The sequence below is a fragment of the Streptomyces sp. NPDC056734 genome (assembly GCF_042790455.1).
GTDB lineage: Bacteria > Actinomycetota > Actinomycetes > Streptomycetales > Streptomycetaceae > Streptomyces.
This window is the reverse complement of the sequence record NZ_JBHTZD010000012.1, coordinates 166,438-192,151: the sequence shown is the minus strand read 5'-3', so window position 1 is coordinate 192,151 and position 25,714 is coordinate 166,438. Positions and strand designations below refer to the sequence as shown.

Sequence of the window (25,714 nt, the reverse complement as noted above, 5' to 3'; positions counted from 1 at the left end):
TCGGGGGTGCCCGATTTTTCGGCGCCCCCCACCGTGTTTTTACACTTGGTTGCCCCCCGGGGGTGGCGCGCCCCGGGGCCGGGCCCCCCGGGCCCGCCCCCGCCGGAGCCCCGGTCTAGCGGCTGACCTTGGTGACCTGTCCGGCGCCGACGGTCCGGCCGCCCTCGCGGATGGTGAAGCGCAGGCCCTCCTCCATCGCGACGGGCTGGATGAGGGACACGGACATCTCCGCGTTGTCGCCGGGCATCACCATCTCCGTGCCCTCCTGGAGGGTCACGACGCCGGTGACGTCGGTGGTGCGGAAGTAGAACTGCGGACGGTAGTTGTTGAAGAACGGGGTGTGACGGCCGCCCTCGTCCTTGGACAGGATGTACGCCGTCGCCTCGAACTCGGTGTGCGGGGTGACCGAGCCCGGCTTGATGATGCACTGGCCGCGCTCGACGTCCTCGCGCTTGATGCCGCGCAGCAGCAGTCCGACGTTCTCACCGGCCTGGCCCTCGTCGAGCAGCTTGCGGAACATCTCGATGCCGGTGACCGTGGTGGTGGCCTTCTCGGTCTTGATGCCGATGATGTCGACGGTCTCGTTGACCTTGAGGACACCGCGCTCGATCCGGCCGGTGACCACGGTGCCGCGCCCGGTGATGGTGAAGACGTCCTCGATCGGCATCAGGAACGGCCTGTCGACGTCCCGCTCGGGCTGCGGGATGTGCTCGTCGACGGCCTTCATCAGACCGAGGAGCTTCTCGGCCCACCCCTTGTCGCCCTCCAGGGCCTTGAGCGCCGAGACCTGCACGACCGGCGCGTCGTCGCCGTTGAACTCGTACTCGTTGAGGAGTTCACGGACCTCCAGCTCGACCAGCTCCAGGATCTCCTCGTCGTCCACCATGTCGGCCTTGTTCAGCGCGACGACGATGTACGGCACCCCGGACTGCCGGGCCAGCAGTACATGTTCCTTGGTCTGCGGCATCGGGCCGTCCGTCGCGGCCACGACCAGGATCGCGCCGTCCATCTGCGCGGCGCCGGTGATCATGTTCTTGATGTAGTCCGCGTGCCCCGGGCAGTCGACGTGCGCGTAGTGACGCGCGTCGGTCTGGTACTCGACGTGCGCGATGGAGATGGTGATGCCGCGCTGCCGCTCCTCGGGCGCCTTGTCGATCTCGTCGAACGGCGTGAACGGGTTCAGCTCCGGATGGGCGTCGTGCAGCACCTTGGTGATGGCCGCCGTCAGCGTCGTCTTGCCGTGGTCCACGTGCCCGATCGTGCCGATGTTCACGTGCGGCTTGGTCCGCTCGAACTTCGCCTTCGCCATGTGTCCGTCTCCTCACGCCCGGACGGGCGACGCTCCGTCGCGCACCCGCCGGGCTCCGCTCGTGCCTGGGATGGCGCGCGGGTGCGGCCGGCGGCGGCCGCACCACTCCACATAGTCACGACCGCCGGTAGCCGCACTCGCACGTACGGTGATGATAGGGCCGTCCGGGGTGCCCCCTCGCCGCCCCAAAACCACCGCGACCGGCGGTCAGAAGCCGTGCCGGGCGCCGCCGTCCACCGAGAGCATGACGCCGGTCACATAGGAGGCGGCGGGGGAGAGCAGGAAGGCGCCCGCGCGGCCGAACTCCTCGGGGGTGCCGTAGCGCCGCAACGGGATGCCCGCCTCGTTGGCGGCCCGGCCGGCGACCGGGTCGGCGGCCAGTCCGTCCAGCTCGCGCATCCGGTCGGTGCCGATCCGGCCCGGCAGCAGGCCGAAGACGCGGATGCCGCGCGGCCCCAGTTCGTCCGCGAGGGACTTCGCGAAACCGGCGAGTCCGGGCCGCAGCCCGTTGGAGATGACCATGCCGGTGGCGGGTTCGTGCACGGTGATCGACAGCACGAACCCGATGGCCCCGCCCTCGCCCAGTTCGGCGGCGGCGGCGCGGGCCAGCCGGACCGAGCCGAGGAACACCGAGTCGAACGACGCCTGCCACTGCGCGTCGGTGCTGTCCGCGAGACGGCCCGCGGGCGGTCCGCCGACGCTGACGAGGATGCCGTCGAAGCCGCCGAACCGCTCCCGCGCGGTGGCGATCAGCCGCCCCGGCGCCTCGGGGTCGGCGTTGTCCACGGCGACCCCGGCCGCGTGCGGGCCCAGCCCGGCCGCGGCCTCGGCGGCACGCCGCTCGTCACGGCCGGTGATGACCACCTTGGCCCCGTCGCCGACCAGTTCACGGGCGACCGCGTGGCCCAGCCCGCGGGTGCCGCCGGTGACGACGTACACCCGGTCCTTCAGTTCGAGATCCATGATCGTGCCGTTCCTTCCGAGGGCTACGCGCGGCCGAGGGCGCCCGCGATGACGGTGTCCGCCTCGGCGGCCAGCTCGGTGTCGTCCGGCTCCGTACCGGCCCAGGCGACATGGCCGTCGGGCCGGATCAGGGCGGCGCGCACGCCGTCCCAGCCCTCGGGCACCCGGTCCAGCGCCCCGCCCCGCACGGCGATCCGCTCCTGCCCGCGCCCCGCGAGCACCCCGCCGGCCGTGAGGTCGACCAGGAGGTACGAGTCCGCCCGCAGCAGCGCGAACAGGCCGCCGTCCGTGCCGGTGAAGGTGAGGTCGGGGGCGCGGACGCCGGTCAGCGGGTGGGCGGCCGGGTCCGCGCGGGGGTAGGCGACGTCGAGCGCGGTGAGCCGCCCGGCCAGGAAATCGCTGAACTCCCGCGACCGCGGCACCATCCGGCTGAGCAGATCACGCAGGGCGAGGCCCTCGGGGGAGAAGGCGTGGAACAGATAGGTCTGCGCGCGGCTGTGCTCCATCAACTGCTCGCCGACCGGGTACCGGTCGCTGTGGTAGCTGTCCAGCAGACCGTCCGAGGCCCAGCCGTTGACGGTCGCCGCCAGCTTCCAGCCGAGATTGAAGGCGTCCTGCACGCCGACGTTCATGCCGACCCCGCCGGTGGGGTAGTGCTGGTGGGCGGCGTCGCCCGCGAGCACGATCCGGCCCCGCCGGTAGTGGGCGGCCAGCCGGGTGGCGTTGCCGAACCGGGAGAGCCAGGACGGGTCGCGCATGCCGAAGTCGTCCCCGGCGATGGTGCGGGTCTTGCGCCGCAGCTCCTCCATGGTGAAGTCGCCGGGCCACTCGGTGGTCGCGCTCCGCGGATCGGTACCGGCGATGCGCCACCGGTTGCCGGGCAGCGGCACGACCATCAGGCCGCCGTGCTCGGTGAAACGGTTGAAGCCGGGCGGCGGCGGGTTGTCGAACAGCACGTCACCGAGCCAGCCCAGATAGGTGGAGTCGGTGCCGGGGAAGTCGATCCCGGCGGCCTGGCGCACGGTGCTCCTGGTGCCGTCGCAGCCCGCCAGATACTCGGCCCGGATCTCGTACGGTCCCTGCGGGCCCTCCACCCGGACGGTCACCGTGTCGGGGTGCTCGGTGTGGCCGGTGACGCGGTGGCCGCGCCGGATGGTGGCGCCGAGTCCGAGCGCGTACTCCTCGAAGAGTTCCTCGGTGCGGGCCTGCGGGATGAAGAGGGTGTAGGGGTGCGGGGTGTCCAGGACGGAGAAGTCCAGGCGGTCGGCGAGGTTGGCGAAGTGGCCGGTGGAGATCTTCAGGGCCTCGTCCAGGAAGCGCCGGTGCACCTGGCGGGAGGCCAGTACCTCCACGCCGCGCGGGTGCACGGTGAGCGCCTTGGAGCGCTGGTCGACCTCGGTGCGCTGCTCCAGGACGGTGACGGAGACGTTGTTGAGCCGCAGTTCGGCGGCGAGCCAGAGCCCGACCGGTCCGCCTCCGGCGATGACGACCTGCTGCGTTTCCATACGACCACCTCTGGGTGCGCGGCGGCAGGGCTGCCGCCGGGGAGCCTCTAGGTCACTGACCTAGAGCGGGTGGGTGCAGTAAACTAGGTCAGTGACCAATAGGCAACAGGAACGACTTGATCCGGCCGCGGTGATCCGTACGGCACTGGACCTTCTGGACGAGAAGGGCCTGGACGCGGTGTCCACGCGCGCGGTCGCCGACCGCCTCGGCGTCCGGATCAACACCGTGCAGTGGCATGTAAAGACCAAGGCCCGGATGCTGGAGCTGATGGCGGACGCCGTCCTCGGCGAGATCCCGCTCGGCGACCTCCCGGACGCCGCCGACGCACGCGCCCGTGAACTGGCCCGCCGCTACCGCCGCGCCCTGCTGTCGCACCGCGACGGCGCGATGCTGGTGGTGGGGACCTATCCGGCCGAGACGAACACCCTGCGGTTCGCCGAGGCCCTGGTGGAGGCGGTGCTCGGCTGCGGCCTCGGGGACCGCGAGGCCGCCTGGACCGCCTGGTCCGTCATCTACTTCACCCTCGGCCTCACCCAGGAGGAACAGGCCGTCGACCACCGCCCGCTGGGCGACCTCCTGGCGAGCGCGATCTCCGAGACGGCCCACCCCTCCCTGCACCGCGTGGCCGGACACCTCGCCCCGGCGTCCTTCGACGAGCGGTTCGAGTTCGGGGTGAGCGCGATCCTCGCCCCGCGCTGACACGGACCGGGCGAAGGGGGCAGGAGGCAGGGGGCAGGGGGCAGGGGGAGAGCGTGGAATGTGGGCAACAACCGTGACACGCGGGCTTAATGGGGCGGATATGGATGGGTGATGAAGTCTGGCCAAGTTGTCCGCCCCCCACGCAGACCGAGGGAGGATACGTTGAGCCAGCCCCAGCCGCCCACCACCGAACAGGTGGACGCCTACATACGCACCAGACTCGCGCTCGCCGGGTTCGATCTGGCGATGCTGCCCGAGACCCCCGACGCCACCACCGGGGTCCCCACCCAGGCCCAGGCCATCGCCTCCCTGCGGACGTTCGTGACCACGTCCCCGGTGTCCATCGCGGGCTGGGCCCCGCCCGTGACCCGCGAACCCGCGCCCGCCTACGCCCAGCAGGCCGCGGCCCCCCTGATCTATCCGTCCATCACCGAGTCCTGGACCGGAAAGGCGGACGCCAAGTGAGCGCCTCCGCGCCCGGCGCCGAGCGCCGCGCCCTCAATCGCCGTACGTTCCTCGCCGGTTCCGCCGCCGTCACGGGCGCCGTGGCCGGAGGCATCGCCCTTCCCACGCCGGCCGCCGCCGCCCCCGCGACCGCGTCCGGCGGCGTGACGCCCTACCTCCCCGACATCGCCGTACGCGACGCGGCCCGCAAGGACCCGACCGAGGCGACCCTCACCGAGGCCGCCGTGCTGATGCGGCAGCGCAAGCTGACCTCGGTCACCCTGGTCGAGGCGTACCTGGACCGGATCGGGTCCTTCGACTCCGTCTACAAGGCGTTCTCCGAGGTGACCGCCGACCGGGCGCTCACCGCCGCGCGGGCCGCCGACAAGCGCACCAAGCCCGGAGTCCTCAACGGCGTCCCGCTCTGCATCAAGGACAACTTCTTCACCAAGGACGTGCCGACCCGCTGCAACTCGTACATCTTCGAGGACTTCGTCCCCGAGTACGACGCCACCGCCGTCGCCAGGCTCACCGGGGCCGGCGGGATCGTGCTCGGCAAGGGGCAGATGGGGCCGCTGGCGACCACCCGCGCGACCTTGCCCAACGGCACGGTCACCACCGTCAACGCCTGGACCCCGAACAACCCCGCGACCGACCCCGGCGGCTCCTCCACCGGCCCCGCCTGCGCGGTCGCCGGACGGATGGCGGCCTCCGCCATCGGCACCCAGACCGGCGGATCCATCGTGCTGCCGGCCAACCGGCAGAATCTCACCGGTCTCAAGCCCACCATGGGCCGGGCCTCCGTATACGGCGTCATCCCGCTGTCCTTCACCCGCGATCACCCCGGACCGCTGGCCCGGGACGCCATGGACGCCGCGCTCATGCTCTCCGTGATGGCCGGACCCGACCCCAACGACCCGCGCACCCTCGGCCTGCCCGCCGTACCCGACCTGGTCAAGGCCGCCACCCCGGTCCGCTCCAAGCGCGGCGTCGTCGAGCTGCGGCACGCCACCCGCATCGGCGTCCCCACCAACTTCCTCACCTCCGCCGCCGACGTACGCTCCGCGCTGCTGGCCAAGCTCGACTCCATCCCGGGGGTGACCCTGGTCGACATCACCTACCCGGACGACTGGGCCCTGCTGACCACCACCTTCAACGCGGCCCGGCTCTCCGAGCGCACCGAACCCTTCCGGTACTGGCTGCGCGAGGACCCCCGCAAGTTCGGGGTGTCCCTGCTCAGCTGGCTCCAGGGGCTGATGCTCTCCGGTGATGAGTGGATCACCGCCCAGCGGGCCAAGAACCATCTGCTGCGCGAGGTGCTGGACGGCATCCTGGACGACTGCGACGTGGTGTTCCAGACCGACGTGGTCCCCTTCGACCTGCTGGGGCTGCCGCAGATCGGCTTCCCCGCCGGGTTCGTGGGCGGTGTCCCCTCCGGGGTGATCCTCGGCGGCCAGCCCTACGAGGAGGACCGCCTCCTGGAGGTCGTCGCCGCGTACCAGGCCGTCACCGACTGGCACACCCGCCGCCCGGCCGACCCCACACCCGCCCCCACCACCCTGGCCATGCGCTCGGCGACGGCGGAGCCGCGGCTGACGGCGGAGGAGGCGGCGGAACAGTCCGCCTGACCGGCGGTCACGGGAGTCGCAACGGCCCGGTCTTGTCCGAGGCGGATGGGCATGGGACTCTGCCCCGGACGAACCGGACACCGACCGGGGATGGACCGGACACCGGCCGTCGACCGGCCGTCGACCGGACCGACCACACGGGGGGAACCATGACCATCCGCCGTATCAGTACCGCCGCCCTCGCCGCGCTGGCCGCCGCGCTTCTCTCCCTCGGCGCCACCGCCCCGGCGCACGCCGCCGCGGGTGACAAGAAGGTCGAGGTCATCAAGGAGGCGTGACGGGCCAACTGGGGCCTGCTGAGAAACGCCCGTTCGGCACTCGCCGGACGGGCGTTTCTCATGCCGGTGGCCGGAGCGGTGATATCCCGCCGGACCCGGGACCTAGGTCCAACGCCTGATCGGCATCCGCGGCCTGCTGCTGTTAGCGTGCAGATGCACATCAGTTGCAATTAAGCCCAAGGGGACCGCATGCCCGTCTACACGCTGCCTGAACTGCCGTACGACTACTCCGCACTCGCCCCCGTGATCAGCCCCGAGATCATCGAGCTGCACCACGACAAGCACCACGCGGCCTACGTCAAGGGCGCCAACGACACCCTCGACCAGCTCGCCGAGGCCCGTGACAAGGAGACCTGGGGCTCCATCAACGGTCTGGAGAAGAACCTCGCCTTTCACCTCTCCGGCCACATCCTGCACTCCATCTACTGGCACAACATGACCGGCGACGGCGGCGGTGAGCCGCTGGCTGCCGACGGCGTGGGTGATCTGGCCGACGCCATCGCCGCGTCGTTCGGGTCCTTCGCCGCCTTCAAGGCCCAGCTCACCAAGGCCGCCGCCACCACCCAGGGCTCCGGCTGGGGCGTGCTCGCCCACGAGCCGCTGAGCGGACGCCTGATCGTCGAGCAGGTCTACGACCATCAGGGCAATGTCGGCCAGGGCGCCACGCCGATCCTGGTCTTCGACGCCTGGGAGCACGCCTTCTACCTCCAGTACAAGAACCAGAAGGTCGACTTCATCGACGCCATGTGGGCCGTCGTCAACTGGCAGGACGTCGCCAAGCGCTACGACGCCGCCAGGTCGCGCGCCGATGTGCTGCTGCTGGCACCCTGAGCCCGCTCCCCGCAGACGCCCTGCCTGGTGATCGTCTTCTCACCCTTCACCCGGCGGGCCGCACGACGGAAGGCTCCCGTGGCGAGGCCGGCCGCGGGAGCCTCTCCGTTGTCCGGGGGCCGTCCTGGTCCGAGACCTCCGGCCAGTGCAGGGTGCGGTCGCACCAGCGGGCCAGGAGGACATGGTCGTGGCCGACGGCCAGGAGCCCGGCGCCCGTTGCGGCCCGGTACTCCTCCACCGCCCCGACCAGCGCGGCCGTGGTGGACGCGTCGAGCATCGCCGTCATCTCGTCGCAGATCAGCCAGCGCGGGCGCAGCACCAGGGCGCGGGCCAGACACGCCCGCTGGAGCTGCCCGTCGCTGAGTTCGTGCGGGCGCCGGTTCAGCAGATCGGGCGTGAGGCCCACCGCCGGGGCCAGTTCGGCGATCCGCTCGCCGGTCTCCTCCCGGCGTCCAGTGGCCCGCAGCGGCTCGGCGATCAGGTCGGTCAGCCGCAGCCGGGGGTCCGCCGACAGCCGGGGCTGCTGGAAGACGACGCCGATCGCGGTGCGCTGCGCGCGCGGCGCCCGGTGCCGCCAGCCCCGTACGGTCTCGCCGTCCAGGACGACCGTGCCCGCGTCCGGGCGGTGCAGCAGGGCCGCGACCCGGGCCAGGGTGGACTTGCCGCAGCCGCTGGGGCCGAGCAGCCCGACGGCCTGACCGGGGTCCACGGAAAGGGACGCGCCCCGCACGGCCGGGGTCCGCCCGCCGTACCCGGCGGTGATGGCGCGCAGCTCAAGCACGGTGGTCCTCCGGTCGGTGCGGGTGGTGGCAGGCCGTGCCGTCGGTCAGCGCGGGCGGTGCGGCGCAGACGGCGGTGGCCCGTTCGCAGCGCGGGGCGAAGGCGCAGCCCGCCGGGAGGTCGCCCAGTTCGGGCGGCAGCCCCGGGATCGGGGTGAACCCGCGGTCGGGCAGCGCCTGGAGCAGACCCCGGCTGTAGGGGTGACGGGGGCCGGGGGTGCCGAAGAACGCGGCGGCGTCGGAGAGTTCCACGATCCGGCCCGCGTACATCACCGCGACCCGGTCCGCGATCCGCTCCGCCGCCGTCAGATCGTGGGTGATGACCAGCAGGGCGCGTCCGCCGCCGCCGTCGGCATGGCGGCGCAGTTCGTCCACGGTGTGGTCCACCAGGTCGCGGTCCAGGCCGGTGGTGGGTTCGTCGGCGAGCAGCAGCGGCGCGTCGCCGACCAGCGCGAGCGCGGTGGCGGCGCGCTGGGCGAGGCCGCCGGAGAGTTCGTGCGGGTGCCGGTCGAGATGGTCGGCGGGGAAGGCGGCGCGCTCGGCCGCCTTGTCGGTGGCGGCGCGCAGGGCGGCCCGGCCGCGTGTGCCGGTCAGCGCCTTGACCGTCTCCGCCAGCTGGGAGCGGATCCGGCGCACGGGGGTGAGGTGCGCGGCGGGGCTCTGCGGGATGAGGCCGACCATCCGGCCGCGTACGGTCCGGGCGAGGGTGCGTTCGTCGGCGGCGAGCAGGTCCAGTTCGCCGAGCCGGGCCTCGCCCGCCGTCTGGGCGTTGGCCGGGAGCAGCCCCAGCAGGGCGGAGGCCAGCACCGACTTGCCGCAGCCGCTCTCGCCGATCAGCGCCAGGCACTCACCGGCGGCCACCTCGAAGTGCGCGTCGGTGACGGCCGCGACGCGTCCGCCGCCCGGCATCAGGAACCGCACGGACAGCCCGCGCACGGACAGCACCGGATGACGCGCCTCGGGGAGTTCCTCCGCCTCGGGGCGTTCCTTCCTCAGGTCCGTCACAGCATCAGCTCCGATCGTCGGCGCGGATTGATCCGCTCCCGCCACGCCCCGGCGAGCCCCGCGATGGCGAGGGTCGGGACGATGATGAACAGGCCCGGGAAGAGGGTGGGCCACCATTGCCCGGCGAGCAGTGAGCTGCGGGCACCCTGGATGAGCGTGCCGAGGCTCGCGGTGTGGGTGGGCAGGCCCAGGCCCAGGAAGGACAGCGCCGACTCGTGCCACATGGCGTGCGGCACCATCAGTACGGCGGCCAGCCCCGCCTGCGGCAGCACGGCCGGCAGCAGATGCCGTACCGTCACCCGCCACCGGGAGGCGCCCCCCGACACAGCCGCGTCGATGTACGGGCGCGAGCGCAGCGAGAGCACCTCGGCGCGCACGATCCGGGCGGTGGACAGCCAGTGGGTGAGGGCGACCGAGACCACCACCGGCCAAACGCCCGGCCGGAACATGGCCACGATGAAGATGCCGAGCAGCAGATGCGGCACGGACGCGAGGGTGTCGACCACCCGCATGACGGTCCGGTCCACCCAGCCGCCCAGCGCGCCCGCGGTCGCCCCGACGGCGGTACCGATCACGGTCGCGGTGAGCGCCGCCGCCAGCCCCACCAGCAGCGAGACCCGCAGCCCGTAGACGCAGCGCAGCAGCAGGTCCCGGCCCACGTCGTCGGTGCCGAACGGGTGGGCCCAGCTCGGCGGCAGGAGCTTGGCGGCCAGATCCACGGCCTGCTGGTCGAGCTGGACCAGCGGCGGGACGAGGAGCACGGCGAGCGCGGTCACGGCCACCAGGGCGGCGGAGACCCGCACCCGTACGGTCCGGGTGGAGCGGCGCTTGGTGCCGTACGACCGCCAGGTCGATGGCGATGGGGACGGTGCCGGCGATGGCGATGGCGACGGTGCTGGCGATGGAGACGGTGCGGGCGCGTCACATGTCACGGAACTTCACCCTCGGATCGAACAGGCCGTACAGCAGATCCGCGAGCAGATTGCCGAGCAGTACGGCGGCGGTGGCCAGGGTCGTGAGCGCGGCGAGCAGCGGGAAGTCCACGGAGGTGGCCGCCTCCACGGTCGCCGCGGCGATGCCGGGCCAGCTGAAGACGGTCTCCACCAGCAGGGCGCCGGTGATGAGTTCGGGCACGCGGGAGCCGACCAGGGTGAGCACCGGCAGCAGTCCCGAGCGCAGGGCGTGTCCGAGCAGTACGGTCCGCTCGCTCAGCCCCCGGGCCCGGGCCCCGCGCACGGGGTCCTCGGCGAGCGCGTCGCCGACGCCCTGCCGGACGTACAGCGTGAACCAGGGCAGTTGCGAGATGGCGAGGACCCCGGCGGGCAGTACGACATGGCCGGCGACCTGGCCGAAGGTGACGTGTTCGCTGCCGGTGTCGGTGAGTCCGCCCGCCGGGAGGATGCCGAGCTGGAGGGCGAAGAGCCAGACGGCGAGCAGGGCGAGCCAGAAGACGGGGGCCGCCTCCAGGGAGTACGCCAGCGAGGTGACGGTCCGGTCGAGGAATGAGCCGGGGCGGCGGGCCGCCAGCACGCCGAGGACCGTACCGGTCAGCACGGCGGCGACGAACGCGACCGTGCACAGCAGCGCGGACCACACCAGCCGTTCGCCGATGACCTCGGTGACCGGCTGGCGCATCACGCTGGAGTAGCCGAGGTCGCCGCCGAGCGCGGAGGTCAGCCAGTTCCACCACTGCGCGGTGAACGCCTGGTCCACGCCGAGGTTCTCGCGCAGCCGGGCCAGTGTCGCCGCGTCGGCGCCGAGCGCGGCGGTCCCGGCGTACGCCTTGACCGGGTCGAAGGGGGAGGCGGCGGCCACGGCGAAGACGCCGAAGGTGACGACGAGCAGCACGGGCGCGGCGAACACCAGCCGCCGCCCCGCGAGCCGGGCCATCGGCCCCCAGGGCAGCGAGGTCACTTGCTGGGCTTCCAGGTCTCCAGGTTCCACCACGGGCCGCTGGCGAAGCCGTGCTCGTGCGGCTCGATCTGGGTGGTGAGCCCGTCCCAGCGGTCGGCGAGGACGTAGACGTGGTTGACGTGGGTGAGGAAGGTGTAGCCGGGGTCCTTCACCAGCTCACGCTGGAGCGTGCCGTACGCCTCTTCGCGCGCGCCCTGATCGGCACTGCGGCGGGCGGCGTCGAGGGCGTCGTCCACGGCTGGATTCTCGTAACCGGCCATGTTGTTGAAGCCGTCCCCGGCGAGCGTGGAGTGCAGCAGGGTGTAGAGCCCGAAGTCGGGGTCGCCGACGCTGCCGAATCCGGCGAGCACGGCGTCGTCCGCCATCCTGGGCTCGATGACCTCCCAGGTGGCGCTCTCCACCGTCACCTCGATCCCGGCCTTCTTGGCGTCGGAGGCGTAGGCGAGGGCGTGATCCTGGCGGACCTTGTCACCGGAGGGGTAGAGGAGGGTGAAGGAGGCCCGCTGATCGCCCTTGGCACGAATGCCGCCGTCCCCGGCCGTCCACCCGCCCGCGTCGAGGATCCGCCCGGCCTCGGCGAGATCCTGCTCGCGCTCGATCCCGTCGGCGAACCAGGTGTCGCCGACCGGCAGCGGCCCGTAGGCCGGGGTCCCGGCCCCGCTGAGGATGCTGTTCACCATCGCCTCGCGGTCCACGGCGAGGTCGAGCGCCTGCCGGATGGCGGTGTCCCCGGTGACGGGGCCGGACTGGGGGAGCGTGACAGCCCGGAAGTCGTAGGTCTTGGCCTCGTACGTCGTCCTGGTGTCGTCATTCTCGAAGGTGGCGGCCAGATTGGGCGGCAGCACGGCCCCGTCGAGATCGCCGGAGCGCAGCCGGGTGGCGCGCACGTCGTCATCTTCGATGATCGCCATGGTGACGGTCTTCACCTCCGGCTCCCCGCCCCAGTAGTCCGGGTTGGCCTTGAAGGTGAGCTTCTCGCCCTTGCTCCAGGACGACAGCGTGTACGGGCCCGTCCCCACCGGCTCGGTGTTGAAGTCGCCGGTGTTGGGGTCCTGCGCGCCCGCGACATGCTCGGGCACGATCGGCAGCACCGTGCGGGCGGCGAAGGGGGTGTAGGGGTACTTGAGCGTGAAGACGACCGTGCCGTCCCCGTCGGCCCGCACGTCCTCGATGGCGTCCAGCTCGCTGCGGGCCGTGTTGTTGGTCTTCTCGTCGAGGATCGTGTCGTACGTGAACACCACGTCGGCGGCGGTGAGCGGCTCCCCGTCGCTGAAGGTGACGCCCTCGCGCAGGGAGTAGGTGTAGGTGAGCCCGTCGGCGGCGACCTCGGGGAGCGCCTTCGCCAGCGCGGGGCGCAGCGAGAGGTCCGCGTTTCTCGCGAGCAGCCCGTCGAAGATCTTGGAGTTCCCGTCCTTGCCGTAGCCGAGGAGGGGGCTGAGCGTGTCGGGCTCGGAGGCGACCCCGACGACCACGGAGTCGGCTGCGCCGCCGCTGTCCTCGCTCCCGCCCCCGGGCGCCGAACAGGCGGCCACGCCGGTGAGTATCGCGCCCGCGAGTGCGGCCGTCCGTATCCGTCGGTTCGACATGGGTCTCCCACCGTTAATGCCTTACAGGTGCTGTTGCATATTAAGTGCAGGTAAGAAAAGAGCAAGAAGCGATCTCATCTTTGGTGGCGCTCCCGTACGGAGATGTTCACCACGTGGCGCGCGGCGCCGGGACCCTCTACTCTCTGCGGCCCATGCGAAGAGTTCTGCCGACCGCCGGGACGCTGGCCGCGCTGGCCGCCGTCTCCGGCTGCGCGATGTCCGGCCAGGCCCCCCGGTGCACCCTGATCGCCATGGACTCGGCGGTGTCGGTGACCTGGCTGCCCTCCGACTTCGGCGGCACGGACGCGGCGACGATCCGGCTGTGCGTGGCGGACCGCTGCGAGGAGCGGGCGTCCGGGGAGGCGGAGGCGCCCTTCGCGCGGCTGTCCGTACGGCTGCCCGACGACATCGGGGCGGTCACCGTGCCGGTGGGGGTGAGGGTGACGGCGGCCGACGGGGGGCGGATGCTCGTGACGGACGCGCGGGAGACGCGGCTGACGGAGGCGCGGCCGAACGGTGAGGGGTGCGGGCCGGTGGCCTGGACGGCGACGTATCGGGTTTCGGCGGAGGGGTTGGGGGAGGTGGTGGGGTGACGGGGCGCTTGTCGTGGGGCGGTTGGGCATCTGCCGCACATGCCTCTGGTCGCCGTCCGTCCCACGGAGCTGCTTCAGCGCTGCACCGGCTACAGAGGGATGCGCTCATCACGGTCGTACCAGGGGCGCTGCATCATGTCCCGAGGGCATCCATCAGGTGATCGTCCAGGTCGGCCACCCAGTCCTCCCGTCGCCATGGCCGCAGTTCCGAGCGGGCCTGTCTGAGACGCAGCGCCGGTACCCGGCCCCCTGTGCTCGACGCGGCAGCGACGCACTGGTGCAACAGGTCGGCCGCCGATCGCGGGTCGCCGAGTCGGATCCGCGCCAGCGCCTGATCAGTGGTCACGATCGCCCGCTGCACCTGCTCCCGGGGCGTCGACAACGTCGTCGCGGATCTCTCGAACCGGGCATGCGCGACCTCGGCATCCCCGATGTACAGCTCGCAGACGCCCTCGAAGCCTCGCAAGTGCCCGGCGGAGAACCCTGTCGGTGCCGGGTCGCCGCCGTGATCCGCCTCTACGTCGTACCAGGCGAGCCCGAGTGCGGCGCGCGCCTGGCGCTCATGCCCCCCTCGCGCCGCGAGTTCGGCCTGGAGCGCGTGGGCGCGCGCCCGTACGAAGTTGCTGTCCCCGCTGCGCGCTGTCCGCACTGCCTGGTCGACGAGTCGCCGTGCCTCGGCCACTCCCGTGGAGTACAGGGTGACGAGGGCGTGACTCATGTGGACGTTGGCCTGCCGCCACGGCTGTGCCAGTCGACTGGCTTCCTGGGTGGCCTCGGTGTACAGCGCTCGGGAGGCGGAATCGTCACGGGTCTCGAAAGCGAGCCTGCCGGCGAGGGTCATCCCGGCGACCGCCACCTCACGCAGGGGGGCCACCAACGGGTCGGGCAGCGGTCCGGCCAGGAGGCGGCGCGTGGCTTCGACAACTGGGGCGAGGAGCACCTGGAGCCGGACCATCGGCAGTGAGCCCACCTCCTGATTCACGTCGGCGACGGCCGAGGCCAGAGCAGCCACGGTCGCTCCGTCGGCCCGCGCCGGATCGTCGAGCGAGGAAGCGAGGCCGACGCGCACGGAGGGGGCCAGGAGAGCCAGAGTGCCGCCACCGTGGTCAGTGGCCGACCCAAGGACGAGCGTTCTGATCTCGGTGATGCGCCGCTCGCTCTCGCCGAGAAGGGCGAGGGCGTGCAGCAGCTCGGCGAAGTCGGTGCCACCGCCGAGCGCGGTGTCTCCGCCGGGCGTGCGCGCGTAGACGTGGGCGAGGAGGAGTTGGTACCGCTCATCGGGCAGGGTGGGCCGCGCGGACTCCCAGCGTGCGACGGAACGCTGCACGCTCGCCACGGCTGGGAGCGCGGGCTGATGCAGATCTGAGGCCATGGCGGTCAACGCGCGGGCGAGCCCGGACAGGGACAGCCCGCGCTGTCGTCGCAGTCGGCCGAGGGTTGCGGCTCCGGTGGCCCTGTCCTCCATGGCGTCATGCTGCACCACTTCGCGCCTACACGGGGACGATCAGGTGTGGTTTCCCCTGATCGCGGGTGTAGTTGAGGGTCTGCCAGGTACCCGAGTCGAGTTCACCGTTCCTCGGGAAGCCGATCGTCAGCTCGCTGCGGTCGACCATCCAGCGGTTTCGGGCGTGGTAGGCCGGTGCCGCGAGGCGGGCAGCCTTCAGTTCGACGACCTCGGTGATGCGGTCCCGTACGCGAGCGATGGCCTGTTGGGCCTCGGTCGGCTGCTGCTCGACGGTTCCGGGGACAACAACGGTGAGGTGGGCAGCGGTGTTCTCGGCGAGCCAGTGGAGGGTGAGGGAGTCGATGCCCTTGGCGCCGCCCATGTAGAGGTGGGCGTTGTCGGTGAAGGGCTGAAGGTAGGTGGCGAAGAGGTACGCATACTCGGCGAGGGGGCGGTGTCCCGTGCTGCGGGTTCCCGTGATGGTCACAGCGTGCAAGATCAACTCCGTGTCATAGGTTGTCATCTCCCCTGGTCCGGCGTCGGTTGGGACGCTCTACCCGTGGACACCGACGACCTCAAACATCTCGGCGAACTTCTGGACGCCGAGCGTATCGCCCGCATCCTCACCGCTGGGACGAGCCCGAAAGCGTCAGCGGCGTGAGCGCCCCGATGAACTACTTCGCCACCGGCACGGCCGATCTGCGGCTTGCCGGAGAGCAGTGGCTGCTCTCCACCCTCGACGCCCCCGGCCGGGACCACGCCCGCAAGGAATGGCAGGAACACGGTCTCGCCCTGCTCCCCCTCGGCACCCTCTTCGCCGCCGTCCGGCTGCCCGGCGCCGTGGTCGCCGCCGTCGCCGGGGACGACGCCCCCTCCGGCGCGGCGGACGACATCCTCGCCGAGATTCTCGACGGCGGCCCCGTCATCTGCGACCTCCACAGCGCCCGGTACTACGCCCTCGTACCGCCGAGCACCCCCCGCACCTGGCGGGACGCCATCGAGGAATGGCGGAGCCTCGGAGTCGACGCCCTCGGTCAGGGGACCTACCTCGGCGTCCCCCACCCGGCACTGACCGAGCCCGACCGCCGATCCTGCGCCTCGTACTGGTCCGTGCCGATGGACCCGCCCTGGAGGCTCTGCTCGCCCCTCCACGTGGCCCGCCTCATCGCCGCCGCCCGGCACCTGCTCGCCGAGGAACTGCCGACATGACGGCATCGGCGGCATACCGTGGCCCCGTGGCCACTCATGACCTCGGACACACTCTCCTGCGCCTGCGCCGCCTGGCCTCCCTCACACAAGAGGAACTGGCCGAACGCTCCGGCATCTCCGTCGACGTGATCCGTCAGCTCGAACAACACCGTGAACGATCCGCGAGGCTACCCACCTTGCACGCCCTGGCGAACGGGCTCGGCGTGGAGCTGACGACGCTGCTGGGGGACCCACCCGCGCTCTCCTCGACGGGCGAGAACGACGGCCCACGCTTCGTGGCGGTGCGGCGTGCCATCATGCCGGTGCTCTGGGGGACGGAGCCCGAACCGTCGGGACCCGGTCTCTCGCTCAGCGTCCTGCGCGAGCGGATCGCCGACGGCTGGACGCAGTACCACTCCGCCGATTTCGACACCGTGATGAAGGCGCTGCCGGACCTGATCTCCGACGCGCGCACGGCCACCGCCTCGTCCGACCCCGCCGACCGGGCCACCGGCTTCGCGGCGCTGGCCAAGGCGCTCCAACTGGCCGGTCATGTCGCTGTGCGGATGGGCAAGACGGACCTCGCTCTCATCAGCCTGGAGCGGGCCATAGCAGCGGCCGGTGAGTCCTCCGACCCCCTACTGCCGCCGATGATCGTCAACTCGGTCGCGTGGACGTATCAACGTCAGGGGCGCCTCGACGACGCCTTGTCGATCGCCCTGCGCGCGGCGGACGGCATCCGCGACGGCGGGCACACCACCACCGCCGACGGCCTGAAGGTCTGGGGCGCTCTGACCATGTCCGCCGCCACCTCCGCCGCGCGCGGCAACGACTACGACCGGGCCGCCGCGCTGATGGCGCACGCGGAGCGCGAAGCCACCCGCGTGGACACGCTGCCCCAGGTCGGCGACACCCGCATGGTCAGTGTGTTCAGCCCGTCCTCGGTACGGATCGAGCGCGTCCGCCTGGCCGTTCAGTACGGGCACCCGCATGAGGCCCTGGCGCTCGCGAGGGACATGCCACCGGACGCCGACATCCCCCTGTCCTGGCGGACCTGGCTCCTCCTCGACACGGCCCGCGCCCTGACGGATCTCGGCGACACGGACGCGGCCGTGGACACGCTCGCAGCACTGCGCAGCCTGGCACCGGCCTGGATGCGGCACCACACACAGGCGGTGGCCATCGTGCGCGACCTGTGGGCCCTGCTCCCTCACCCACCAGGACTACGGCCGCTGACAGAGTTCCTGGGCGTCACCGACTAGCCCCGGAAACCCGGAACGCTCCCGCGCAGGACGCCATCAGTCCCCCTCCCTCCCCAACGCCCCCAAAATCCGCTCCGCCGCCACCGTCGCCGTAATCTCCCCCTCCCGCACAGCCCGCTCCACCCCCGGCGTCACCTCCCGTACCGCCGGATCCGAGCGCAGCCGTCCCAGCAGCTCATCCCGGACCATGCTCCACGTCCAGTCGACCTGCTGCTCCCGGCGTTTGGCGGCCAGTCGGCCCGTGCCCTCCAGCAGCGCCCGGTGCTGTTCCAGGCGCTCCCAGACCACATCCAGGCCCAGCAATTCCCGCGCGCTGCAACTCAGCACCGGCGGTGTCCAGGACGCGTCCCTGCCGTGCATCAGCCGTAGCGCGCCCGCCAGTTCCCGGGCCGCCGCCTGCGCGTCGCGTTCGTGTGGGCCGTCCGCCTTGTTCACGGCGATGACGTCCGCCAGTTCCAGGACGCCCTTCTTGATGCCCTGGAGCTGGTCGCCGGTCCGGGCGAGGGTGAGGAGGAGGAAGGAGTCGACCATGTTGGCGACCGCTGTTTCTGATTGGCCTACGCCGACCGTTTCGACCAGGACGACGTCGTAGCCCGCCGCTTCCATCACCACGATCGACTCACGTGTCGCCTTGGCGACCCCGCCGAGTGTCCCGGCCGTGGGGGAGGGGCGTACGAACGCCGCCGGGTCCACCGCCAGCCGTTCCATCCGGGTCTTGTCGCCGAGGATCGAGCCGCCCGTACGGCTGGAGGAGGGGTCCACGGCGAGGACGGCGACCCGGTGCCCCAGCCCCGTCAGCATCGTGCCGAACGCGTCGATGAACGTCGACTTCCCGACGCCCGGCACCCCGCTCACCCCGATCCGACGCGCCCGCCCGCTGTGCGGCAGCAACTCGGTCAGCAGGTCCTGGGCCAGGGCCCGGTGCCGGGGGCTGGTGGACTCGACCAGAGTGATCGCGCGGGCCACCAGGGCGCGCTTTCCGTCGAGCACGCCCTTTACGTAAGTGTCAACGTCGATCATGCGGGCCATGGGCGATCACAGCTCGTGGGCGAGATCGGACGCCAGCCGCCGTACCAGGTCGTACGCCGCGTCCGGGATCACCGTCCCCGGTGGGAACACCGCCGCCGCGCCCATCTCCAGCAGCGTCGGTACGTCCTGCGGGGGGATCACCCCGCCGACCACGATCATGATGTCCTCCCGGCCCTCCGCCGCCAGCTCCTCGCGCAGCGCCGGTACGAGGGTCAGGTGACCGGCGGCCAGGGAGGAGACGCCGACGATGTGGACGTCCGCCTCCACCGCCTGCCTCGCCACCTCGCCCGGGGTCTGGAACAGCGGGCCGACGTCGACGTCGAAGCCCAGGTCGGCGAAGGCCGTCGCGATCACCTTCTGGCCCCGGTCATGGCCGTCCTGGCCCATCTTGGCGACCAGGATGCGCGGCCGGCGGCCCTCCGCCTCCTCGAAGGCGTCCACCAGGGCGCGGGTGCGGTCCACGGACGGGGACTCGCCTGCCTCGTTGCGGTACACCCCCGAGATCGTACGGATCTGGCTCGCGTGCCGCCCGTACACCGTCTCCAGGGCGTCCGAGATCTCGCCCACCGTCGCCTTCGCGCGGGCGGCGTTCACCGCCAGCTCCAGGAGGTTGCCCTCGCCGCCCGCCGCCCGGGTCAGTGCGTCCAGGGCATGACGGCAGGCGTTCTCGTCGCGCTCCTCGCGCAGCCGCCGCAGCTTCTCGATCTGCTGCACCCGCACAGAGGAGTTGTCGACCTTCAGGACGTCGATCTGCTCGTCGGTCTCCACCCGGTACTTGTTCACGCCGATCACCGGCTGCCGCCCCGAGTCGATCCGGGCCTGTGTCCGCGCCGCCGCCTCCTCCACCCGCAGCTTGGGGATGCCCGCGTCGATGGCCTGCGCCATGCCGCCCGCCTGCTCGACCTCCTGGATGTGCTGCCAGGCCCGGCGTGCGAGGTCGTACGTCAGTTTCTCCACGTACGCGCTGCCGCCCCACGGGTCGATGACCCGGGTCGTGCCCGACTCCTGCTGGATGAGCAATTGCGTGTTGCGGGCGATGCGGGCCGAGAAGTCGGTCGGCAGGGCCAGCGCCTCGTCCAGCGCGTTGGTGTGCAGGGACTGGGTGTGGCCCTGCGTGGCCGCCATCGCCTCCACGCACGTACGCGTCACGTTGTTGAAGACGTCCTGCGCGGTCAGCGACCAGCCCGAGGTCTGTGAATGGGTGCGCAGGGACAGGGACTTGGTGTTCTTCGGGTCGAACTGCTTCACCAGTTTCGCCCACAGCAGGCGCGCGGCCCGCAGCTTGGCGACCTCCATGAAGAAGTTCATGCCGATCGCCCAGAAGAAGGAGAGCCGGGGCGCGAACGCGTCCACATCGAGACCGGCCTCCCGGCCCGCCCGGAGGTACTCCACCCCGTCCGCGAGGGTGTACGCCAGCTCCAGATCGGCCGTCGCCCCCGCCTCCTGGATGTGGTAGCCGGAGATGGAGATGGAGTTGTAGCGCGGCATCCGCTGCGAGGTGTACGCGAAGATGTCGGAGATGATCCGCATCGACGGCTTCGGCGGATAGATGTACGTGTTGCGGACCATGAACTCTTTGAGGATGTCGTTCTGGATGGTCCCCGCGAGTTTCTCCGGCGGCACCCCCTGCTCCTCCGCCGCCACGATGTACAGCGCCAGGACCGGCAGCACGGCCCCGTTCATCGTCATTGACACCGTCATCTTGTCGAGCGGGATGCCGTCGAAGAGCTGGCGCATGTCGTAGATCGAGTCGATCGCCACGCCCGCCATGCCGACATCGCCCGTCACGCGCGGATGGTCGCTGTCGTAGCCCCGGTGCGTCGGCAGGTCGAAGGCGACCGACAGGCCCTTCTGACCGGCCGCCAGATTCCGCCGGTAGAAGGCGTTCGACTCCTCGGCCGTGGAGAAGCCCGCGTACTGGCGGATCGTCCAGGGCTGATTGACGTACATCGTCGGGTACGGGCCGCGCAGATACGGGGCGATGCCCGGATAGGTGGCCAGGAAGTCCAGGCCCTCCAGGTCCTGCCCGGTGTACAGCGGCTCGACCGTGATGCCCTCCGGGGTCTCCCAGAGCAGATCGTCGCCGCCGGCGGCCTTCTTCACCGCCGTACGCCAGTCGTCCGGGCCGCCCTCGACGGTGGGCGTGCCCAGCTCGATCCCGGAGAAGTCGGGGACGGTCATCACGACACTCCCATGCGGTCGAGGGCGGCGGACAGCACGGCCACCGCGTCACAGCCGGCGAAGACATAGGTGTCCACCCCGGAGTACCGGCCGGGGCGGCCCGCGAGGAACACGTGCGTGGCGCCCGCCGACCGCAGCTCCCCGGCCACCGCCTCCGCCCGCTCCTCGTACAGCGCGTCACTGGAGCACAGGCAGACCTCGCGCGCCCCGCTGTCCGCGAAGGCGCCCTCGGTGACCGGCTCGATGCCGCCCGCCTGGAACAGGTTCGCGGTGAAGGTGAGCCGCGCGGTGTGCGCGGCGGCCGGGCCCAGCGCGGCCAGATACACCCGGGGGCGGGCGCCGGTCGCGGCCAGATGGGCGTCCGAGCGGGCGCGCAGGGCCGCGAAGTCCTCGTCGCGCCGTACGCGCGGCAGTCCGCCGGACGGCGGCTCGGGCACCGGCTCCCGCACCACCGGCTTCTCCGCGAGGAACGGGAACTCACTGACCCCGGTGATCGGCTCGCGCCGCGTGGCCAGCTTCGCCTTGCGCACGGACCAGGTCCCGGCGAGCCGGTCCGCCACCAGCCCCGAGCGCAGCGCCGCCGCCTGACCGCCCGCCCGCTCGATCTCCTGGAAGAACTCCCAGCCCGCGTGGGCGAGTTCGTCCGTGAGCCGCTCCACGTACCAGGAGCCGCCCGCCGGGTCGATCACCCGGGCCAGATGCGACTCCTCGATGAGGATCGTGGAGGTGTTGCGGGCGATCCGGCGCGCGAACGCGTCCGGCCGACCCAGCGCGTGATCGAACGGCAGTACGGTCACCGCGTCCGCGCCGCCCACTCCGGCGGCCAGCGCGGCGACCGTCGCCCGCAGCATGTTCACCCACGGGTCGCGAGGCGTCGTCATCACCGAGGACGTCACGACATGCTGCCGCTGCGGGCTCGGCGCCCCGCACACCTCACCGACCCGCGCCCACAGCCGCCGCGCCGCGCGCAGCTTGGCGATGGTGAGGAACTGATCGGCGGTCGCCGCGTACCGGAACTCCAGCTGCGCGCACGCCTCGGCCGCGCTCAGCCCGGCCCCGGTCAGCTCCCGCAGATAGGCCACGCCGGTCGCCAGCGAGGCACCCAGCTCCTGTGCCGCCGACCCGCCCGCCTCGTGGTACGGCAGCGCGTCCACGGTCAGCGCCCGCAGCCCGGTCGGTGCGGCCAGCCGCGCGAGCCCGGCCAGCTGCGCCAAGTCGTAGGGCCGCTGCCCGGTGCGGGCCTCGAACCCCAGCGGATCGGCGCCCAGATTGCCGCGCAGCGCCTCCGGAGCCACCCCCCGCTCCTCCGCCAGCCGCAGCAACTCCCGTGCCGCGGGCTCGACTTCGGCCCCGGCCTCCAGCACCACCGGCGCCAGATCCAGATAGACCCCGTCGAGCACGGAGGCCAGCGCGGCGACCGGGATGTCGGCCTCGCCGACCACCAGCCACAGCGAGCCGACGCCGTTCTCCAGATCGGCGAGCACGGCTGTGTTGTCGGCCGCCGCGTGCCGCTGCCGCACATCCCAGCCGCCGACCGTGGCGCCCTCGGGCGTACCACCCCGCACGAACGGGGCGAAGCCGGGCAGGCCGGGGTCGGGCGCGGTGTCCCGCGCGGTGTACAGGGGGCGGGTGGTGAGCCCGTCCTCCAGCGGCGTGGACAAGGCGTCCTCCGCCGCGGCACCCGAGACTTCCCTGCCCGACTTTCGCAGGACACCCTCGACGAGGCGCTGCCACTGCTCATGCGTCGCTTCCGGGAACTCGGCGGCCAGGGAGAGCCCGTCATCAGGCAGGACCGTCATGTCTCGGATGCTAGGACAGATCGGCGAACGAGCAGCAGTGGGCGCGGCTGTGACCTTCTTCTCCTAGGGGGTGTGACGCGCCACGCTAGGGGGTGTCAGGGGGGTGAGGAGGGGGTGCGTGGGGGTGCTGAAGGAGGGGGTGACGCCAGGCATCAGGGGGCCCCGGGGGTTGCGGGCCACCCGCCCGCCGGCTCCGCCGGTTCCCCCTCCCCGTCGGCTACGCCAGCCCCGCCAGTTCCTCCGCCGTCAGCGGCCCCCGCTGCCCCTCCCCGAGCAGTCCCCGCGCCCGCAGCAGCCCGGCCGCCGCCACGCCCCACGGCAGCCGCAGTCCCGCCGCCGCCAGCAGGTCCGTCCGGGCGAGGGTCGCGGCCACCGGCCCGGTGTGCACCCCGCCCGGGGTGAGCAGGGCGGCGTCGTCGGCCCAGCGCAGGGCGAGATCCACGTCATGGGTGGCCATGACCACCGTCGTGCCGCCCGCCCGCAGCCCGTCCAGGGTCGCGAGCAGCCGCTCCTGCCCGTCCGGGTCGAGCCCGGCCGTCGGCTCGTCCAGGATCAGCACCCGGGGCCGCATCGCGACGGCTCCGGCGATCGCGGTCCGCTTGCGCTGGCCGTACGAGAGCAGATGCGTCGGCCGATCGGCCAGTGGAGTGATGTCCAGCGCGGCCAGCGCCTGCGCCACCCGCGCCCGCACCTCGCCGTCCGGCAGCCCGAGGTTCAGCGGCCCGAACGACACGTCCTGCCCCACCGACGCCGCGAACAGCTGATCGTCCGGGTCCTGCACCACCAGCTGCACACGCGTCCGCAGCCGGGTCAGCCCCTTGCGGTCGTACGACACCGTCCGCCCGTCGACCGACAGCTCCCCGGCGTCCGGCCGCAGCCCGCCGCTGAGCAGCCGCATCAACGTGGTCTTGCCGCTGCCGTTACGCCCCAGCAGCGCCAGCGCCCGCCCCTCGAACACACCGAAGTCCAGCCCGCTGAGCACGGCGGGCCCGTCCTCGTAACCGAAGGAGACCCCCCGCAGGGCGACCAGAGGGACAGCACTCATCTCAGCGACCTTTCAGTACGAGGGTCAGGGCGCCCAGCGCCACCAGCAGCGCCACGCTCCCCGCCACGAAACGGGCGGACACCCGCGCCTCGGGGACCAGCACCCGCAGGGTGCCGTCGTAGCCGCGCCCGGCGAGCCCGGCCTGGAGCCGCGCGGCCCGGTCGAAGGCCCGCACGAACGCGGTCGCGCCCAGCCCGGCCAGCGAGCGCCACCGCGCCGCCCGCGTGGTGTGCCCGAGCCGCGCCCCCTGCGCGTCCCGGATCCGCCGCACCGAGTCCAGCAGCAGAAAACTCATCCGGTACGTCACCAGCGCCACGTCCACCACGGGCGCGGGCACCCCGGCCCGCACCAGCCGGGGCAGCAGATCGGACAGGGGGGTGGTGAACGCGAACAGCAGCACGCCGAGCGAGGCGGCCGACGTCCGCAGCAGCAGTTCCCCGGCGCGCACCGGCCCGCCGTCCGCGAACCCGACGAACCCGCCGGGCCCGCCGACCCGCACCAGCAGCGGCAGCGCGCCGGTCACACAGAAGCCCAGCGGCACCCGGTAGGCCCGCCACAGCCTGCGGCCGGGCACCCCGGCCGGGCCCAGCAGCACCGTGAGGGCCGCCACCAGCACCAGCGCGGCCCCCGGCCAGGGCGGCAGGGAGATCGCCAGCACGGTCAGGCCGAGCCCGAGCACGGCCTTGTCCACGGGATGACGGCGGCGCCAGCGACTGCTGTGCGCCGCCGCGTCGATCGGCAGCACGCGGACTCAGCCCCGGGGGACGGCCGCGCCGCCGCCGCCCTCGGCGACCTGGATGTCCCCGCCACTCTTGGCGCTCCGGTCCCCTTCGGCCCTCCGGTCTGCCTTGGTACCGGGGCCGCGTTCGGTGTTCCGGCCCCGTTCGGCGCCCAGGCCGAGTTCGGTGTCCCCGCCCCCCTCGGTGTCCCCGGCGCCCTCCCGGGCCGCCGCCGTCCGCTCCTCCCCCTGCCGTCGTCCGCGTCGCAGCCCGAAGTAGTAGGCGAGCACGCCCGCGCCGATCGCCGCCTGCAAGGCGAACAGGGCCGACTCGATCTCCCCGGACGGCGGTTCGTACAGCGGCGAGAACCAGGGCTCGTAGTCCGGCCGGATCTCGGTGATCGCCGTCTCCGCCTCGGCGTCGGCCCCCGTGAACGGTTCCTCCTTGTGGTCGCCGAGCCCGAGGGCCAGCGGCAGCACGGCGAGGGCGGCCACCGCGAGCAGCAACAGCACATTGATCCGCGTAGCGCGCTTCACTTGGCCACCGCCTCCTGCTCGCCCTGGCGGTCCTGCTCGCCCTTGCGGGTCAGCAGCACGCCGAGCCGGGTCAGCTCGCCCTTGCTGGACTGCACCAGCAGCCGCATCACCAGCACCGTGAGCAGGCCCTCGCTGACCGCGAGGGGAATCTGGGTGACGGCGAAGATCGCGCCGAACTTGCCGAGCGCGCCCATGAATCCGCTGCCCGGGTCGGGGAAGGCCAGCGCGAGCTGCACACTGGTCACGCAGTACGTGGAGAGGTCGGCGACGAACGCGCCGAAGAACACGGCGACCATCAGCGGCACGTCGTAGCGGCGCAGCAGCCGGTAGACGGCGTAACCGGCCCAGGGCCCGACGATCGCCATGGAGAAGACATTGGCGCCGAGCGTGGTCAGCCCGCCGTGGGCCAGCAGCAGCGCCTGGAACAGCAGGGTGATGGTGCCCAGCACCGCCATGATCGGCGGCCGGAACAGAATGGCGCCGAGACCCGTGCCGGTCGGGTGGGAGCAACTCCCGGTGACCGAGGGCAGTTTCAGCGCGGACAGGACGAAGGTGAAGGCCCCGGAGGCCCCGAGCAGCAAGGTGCTCTCGGGATGCTCCCTGACCTCACGGGTGAGTGAACGGACTCCGTGGACGACGAACGGCGCCGACGCGACAGACCAGGCGATCGCGTGCGCCGGGGGCAGAAAACCCTCGGCTATGTGCATGGCTCAGCAGACCCTCTCCAGCACCTCGTGGATGGACGACGCGCCTTGGCCGGTCTCCTGGCTGACGGGTACCACCGCCCATGCCCCGCCTTCCCGGATCACAACGATCCAGTGGCTGCCCGTGAGGGCCGGAGCCGGACTTCCCGATCACAGTGGCGAGGGCCGCACCGGCATCACACCGGATTTCCCGTTCACCAAGGCGTGGCGACAGTAGTGCGCGGATCCGGCCATGACAAGCAGGGACGGACCGGGCGGAGGGGCCGGAGCCG

Annotated in this window: 25 protein-coding genes and 1 riboswitch; of the genes, 8 read left to right on the top strand and 17 right to left on the bottom strand. The window is 72.1% G+C overall.

From position 1 onward, the window contains the following. Nucleotides 1-115 precede the first annotated feature (115 nt). The 3 genes from tuf to ACFRFC_RS20020 form a co-directional block, all read right to left on the bottom strand. The gene (gene tuf, locus ACFRFC_RS20030; protein ID WP_382692237.1) at nt 116-1,309 is read right to left on the bottom strand and encodes an elongation factor Tu; all 1,194 of its coding nucleotides are present in this window, start codon (nt 1,307-1,309) and stop codon (nt 116-118) included. 207 nt (nt 1,310-1,516) lie between these two features. Next, nucleotides 1,517-2,272 carry an SDR family oxidoreductase gene (locus ACFRFC_RS20025; protein WP_382692238.1) on the bottom strand — a complete coding sequence of 252 codons (756 nt, stop codon included), beginning with the start codon at nt 2,270-2,272 and terminating at the stop codon, nt 1,517-1,519. Between the two features lie 23 nt (nt 2,273-2,295). Further along, nucleotides 2,296-3,777: an FAD-dependent monooxygenase gene (locus ACFRFC_RS20020; protein ID WP_382692239.1), complete on the bottom strand. Its 1,482-nt coding sequence runs from the start codon at nt 3,775-3,777 to the stop codon at nt 2,296-2,298. Between the two features lie 91 nt (nt 3,778-3,868). Between ACFRFC_RS20020 and ACFRFC_RS20015 the strand changes: the two genes are divergently transcribed. The 5 genes from ACFRFC_RS20015 (at nt 3,869) to ACFRFC_RS19995 (ending at nt 7,658) form a co-directional block, all read left to right on the top strand. Continuing rightward, nucleotides 3,869-4,477 (top strand): TetR/AcrR family transcriptional regulator C-terminal domain-containing protein, encoded by a 609-nt coding sequence (locus ACFRFC_RS20015; protein WP_382692240.1) that lies wholly within the window; start codon nt 3,869-3,871, stop codon nt 4,475-4,477. Between the two features lie 162 nt (nt 4,478-4,639). Then, nucleotides 4,640-4,942: a hypothetical protein gene (locus ACFRFC_RS20010; protein ID WP_382692241.1), complete on the top strand. Its 303-nt coding sequence runs from the start codon at nt 4,640-4,642 to the stop codon at nt 4,940-4,942. Then, nucleotides 4,939-6,549, top strand: coding sequence for an amidase (locus ACFRFC_RS20005; protein ID WP_382692242.1), 1,611 nt, complete (start codon nt 4,939-4,941; stop codon nt 6,547-6,549). The genes ACFRFC_RS20010 and ACFRFC_RS20005 overlap by 4 nt, the downstream gene beginning before the upstream one ends. Nucleotides 6,550-6,698: 149 nt before the next feature. Next, the gene (locus tag ACFRFC_RS20000; protein ID WP_382692243.1) at nt 6,699-6,827 is read left to right on the top strand and encodes a hypothetical protein; all 129 of its coding nucleotides are present in this window, start codon (nt 6,699-6,701) and stop codon (nt 6,825-6,827) included. A 189-nt stretch (nt 6,828-7,016) separates the two neighbouring features. Beyond that, on the top strand, nt 7,017-7,658 hold the full coding sequence (locus tag ACFRFC_RS19995; RefSeq protein WP_382692244.1) for a superoxide dismutase: 642 nt from the start codon (nt 7,017-7,019) through the stop codon (nt 7,656-7,658). 46 nt (nt 7,659-7,704) lie between these two features. Here the strand turns inward: ACFRFC_RS19995 and ACFRFC_RS19990 are convergent, their stop codons facing one another. The 5 genes from ACFRFC_RS19990 to ACFRFC_RS19970 form a co-directional block, all read right to left on the bottom strand. Then, nucleotides 7,705-8,439, bottom strand: coding sequence for an ABC transporter ATP-binding protein (locus ACFRFC_RS19990; RefSeq protein ID WP_382692245.1), 735 nt, complete (start codon nt 8,437-8,439; stop codon nt 7,705-7,707). After that, nucleotides 8,432-9,346 (bottom strand): ABC transporter ATP-binding protein, encoded by a 915-nt coding sequence (locus ACFRFC_RS19985; protein ID WP_382692275.1) that lies wholly within the window; start codon nt 9,344-9,346, stop codon nt 8,432-8,434. Before ACFRFC_RS19985 ends, ACFRFC_RS19990 begins: the two co-directional genes overlap by 8 nt. A 92-nt stretch (nt 9,347-9,438) precedes the next feature. Then, complete coding sequence (locus ACFRFC_RS19980; protein ID WP_382692246.1) at nt 9,439-10,245, bottom strand: ABC transporter permease; 807 nt, start codon at nt 10,243-10,245, stop codon at nt 9,439-9,441. Between the two features lie 118 nt (nt 10,246-10,363). Beyond that, nucleotides 10,364-11,332: an ABC transporter permease gene (locus ACFRFC_RS19975; RefSeq protein WP_382692276.1), complete on the bottom strand. Its 969-nt coding sequence runs from the start codon at nt 11,330-11,332 to the stop codon at nt 10,364-10,366. A gap of 20 nt (nt 11,333-11,352) precedes the next feature. Then, complete coding sequence (locus tag ACFRFC_RS19970; protein WP_382692247.1) at nt 11,353-12,942, bottom strand: ABC transporter substrate-binding protein; 1,590 nt, start codon at nt 12,940-12,942, stop codon at nt 11,353-11,355. Nucleotides 12,943-13,094: 152 nt separating this feature from the next. On the opposite strand from ACFRFC_RS19970, the gene ACFRFC_RS19965 reads away from it, so the two are divergent. Further along, complete coding sequence (locus tag ACFRFC_RS19965) at nt 13,095-13,535, top strand: hypothetical protein (RefSeq protein ID WP_382692248.1); 441 nt, start codon at nt 13,095-13,097, stop codon at nt 13,533-13,535. Nucleotides 13,536-13,668: 133 nt separating this feature from the next. On the opposite strand, the gene ACFRFC_RS19960 is transcribed toward ACFRFC_RS19965, so the two are convergent. Both ACFRFC_RS19960 and ACFRFC_RS19955 read right to left on the bottom strand, forming a co-directional pair. Next, on the bottom strand, nt 13,669-15,000 hold the full coding sequence (locus ACFRFC_RS19960; RefSeq protein ID WP_382692249.1) for a hypothetical protein: 1,332 nt from the start codon (nt 14,998-15,000) through the stop codon (nt 13,669-13,671). A gap of 25 nt (nt 15,001-15,025) precedes the next feature. Further along, entirely contained in the window at nt 15,026-15,502 is a 477-nt protein-coding gene (locus ACFRFC_RS19955; protein WP_382692250.1) for a hypothetical protein, read from the bottom strand. Nucleotides 15,503-15,636: 134 nt separating this feature from the next. Here ACFRFC_RS19955 and ACFRFC_RS19950 point away from each other — a divergent pair, with 134 nt between their 5' ends. Beyond that, nucleotides 15,637-16,188 (top strand): hypothetical protein, encoded by a 552-nt coding sequence (locus ACFRFC_RS19950; RefSeq protein WP_382692251.1) that lies wholly within the window; start codon nt 15,637-15,639, stop codon nt 16,186-16,188. A gap of 26 nt (nt 16,189-16,214) precedes the next feature. Further along, a complete protein-coding gene (locus ACFRFC_RS19945; protein WP_382692252.1) occupies nt 16,215-17,429 on the top strand; it encodes a helix-turn-helix domain-containing protein in 1,215 nt (404 codons plus the stop codon). 36 nt (nt 17,430-17,465) lie between these two features. On the opposite strand, the gene meaB is transcribed toward ACFRFC_RS19945, so the two are convergent. The 7 genes from meaB to ACFRFC_RS19910 form a co-directional block, all read right to left on the bottom strand. Beyond that, complete coding sequence (gene meaB / locus ACFRFC_RS19940; protein WP_382692253.1) at nt 17,466-18,449, bottom strand: methylmalonyl Co-A mutase-associated GTPase MeaB; 984 nt, start codon at nt 18,447-18,449, stop codon at nt 17,466-17,468. Nucleotides 18,450-18,464: 15 nt separating this feature from the next. Beyond that, entirely contained in the window at nt 18,465-20,639 is a 2,175-nt protein-coding gene (gene scpA / locus ACFRFC_RS19935; RefSeq protein ID WP_382692254.1) for a methylmalonyl-CoA mutase, read from the bottom strand. Further along, a complete protein-coding gene (locus ACFRFC_RS19930; protein ID WP_382692255.1) occupies nt 20,639-22,438 on the bottom strand; it encodes a methylmalonyl-CoA mutase family protein in 1,800 nt (599 codons plus the stop codon). The genes scpA and ACFRFC_RS19930 overlap by 1 nt, the downstream gene beginning before the upstream one ends. Nucleotides 22,439-22,655: 217 nt before the next feature. Beyond that, nucleotides 22,656-23,483, bottom strand: coding sequence for an energy-coupling factor ABC transporter ATP-binding protein (locus ACFRFC_RS19925; RefSeq protein ID WP_382692256.1), 828 nt, complete (start codon nt 23,481-23,483; stop codon nt 22,656-22,658). Between the two features lies 1 nt (nt 23,484). After that, a complete protein-coding gene (gene cbiQ, locus ACFRFC_RS19920) occupies nt 23,485-24,228 on the bottom strand; it encodes a cobalt ECF transporter T component CbiQ (RefSeq protein WP_382692257.1) in 744 nt (247 codons plus the stop codon). 6 nt (nt 24,229-24,234) lie between these two features. Continuing rightward, on the bottom strand, nt 24,235-24,738 hold the full coding sequence (locus tag ACFRFC_RS19915; RefSeq protein WP_382692258.1) for an energy-coupling factor ABC transporter substrate-binding protein: 504 nt from the start codon (nt 24,736-24,738) through the stop codon (nt 24,235-24,237). After that, a complete protein-coding gene (locus tag ACFRFC_RS19910; RefSeq protein WP_382692259.1) occupies nt 24,735-25,445 on the bottom strand; it encodes an energy-coupling factor ABC transporter permease in 711 nt (236 codons plus the stop codon). Before ACFRFC_RS19910 ends, ACFRFC_RS19915 begins: the two co-directional genes overlap by 4 nt. A gap of 29 nt (nt 25,446-25,474) precedes the next feature. Then, nucleotides 25,475-25,659, bottom strand: a riboswitch (cobalamin riboswitch). Nucleotides 25,660-25,714 lie beyond the last annotated feature (55 nt).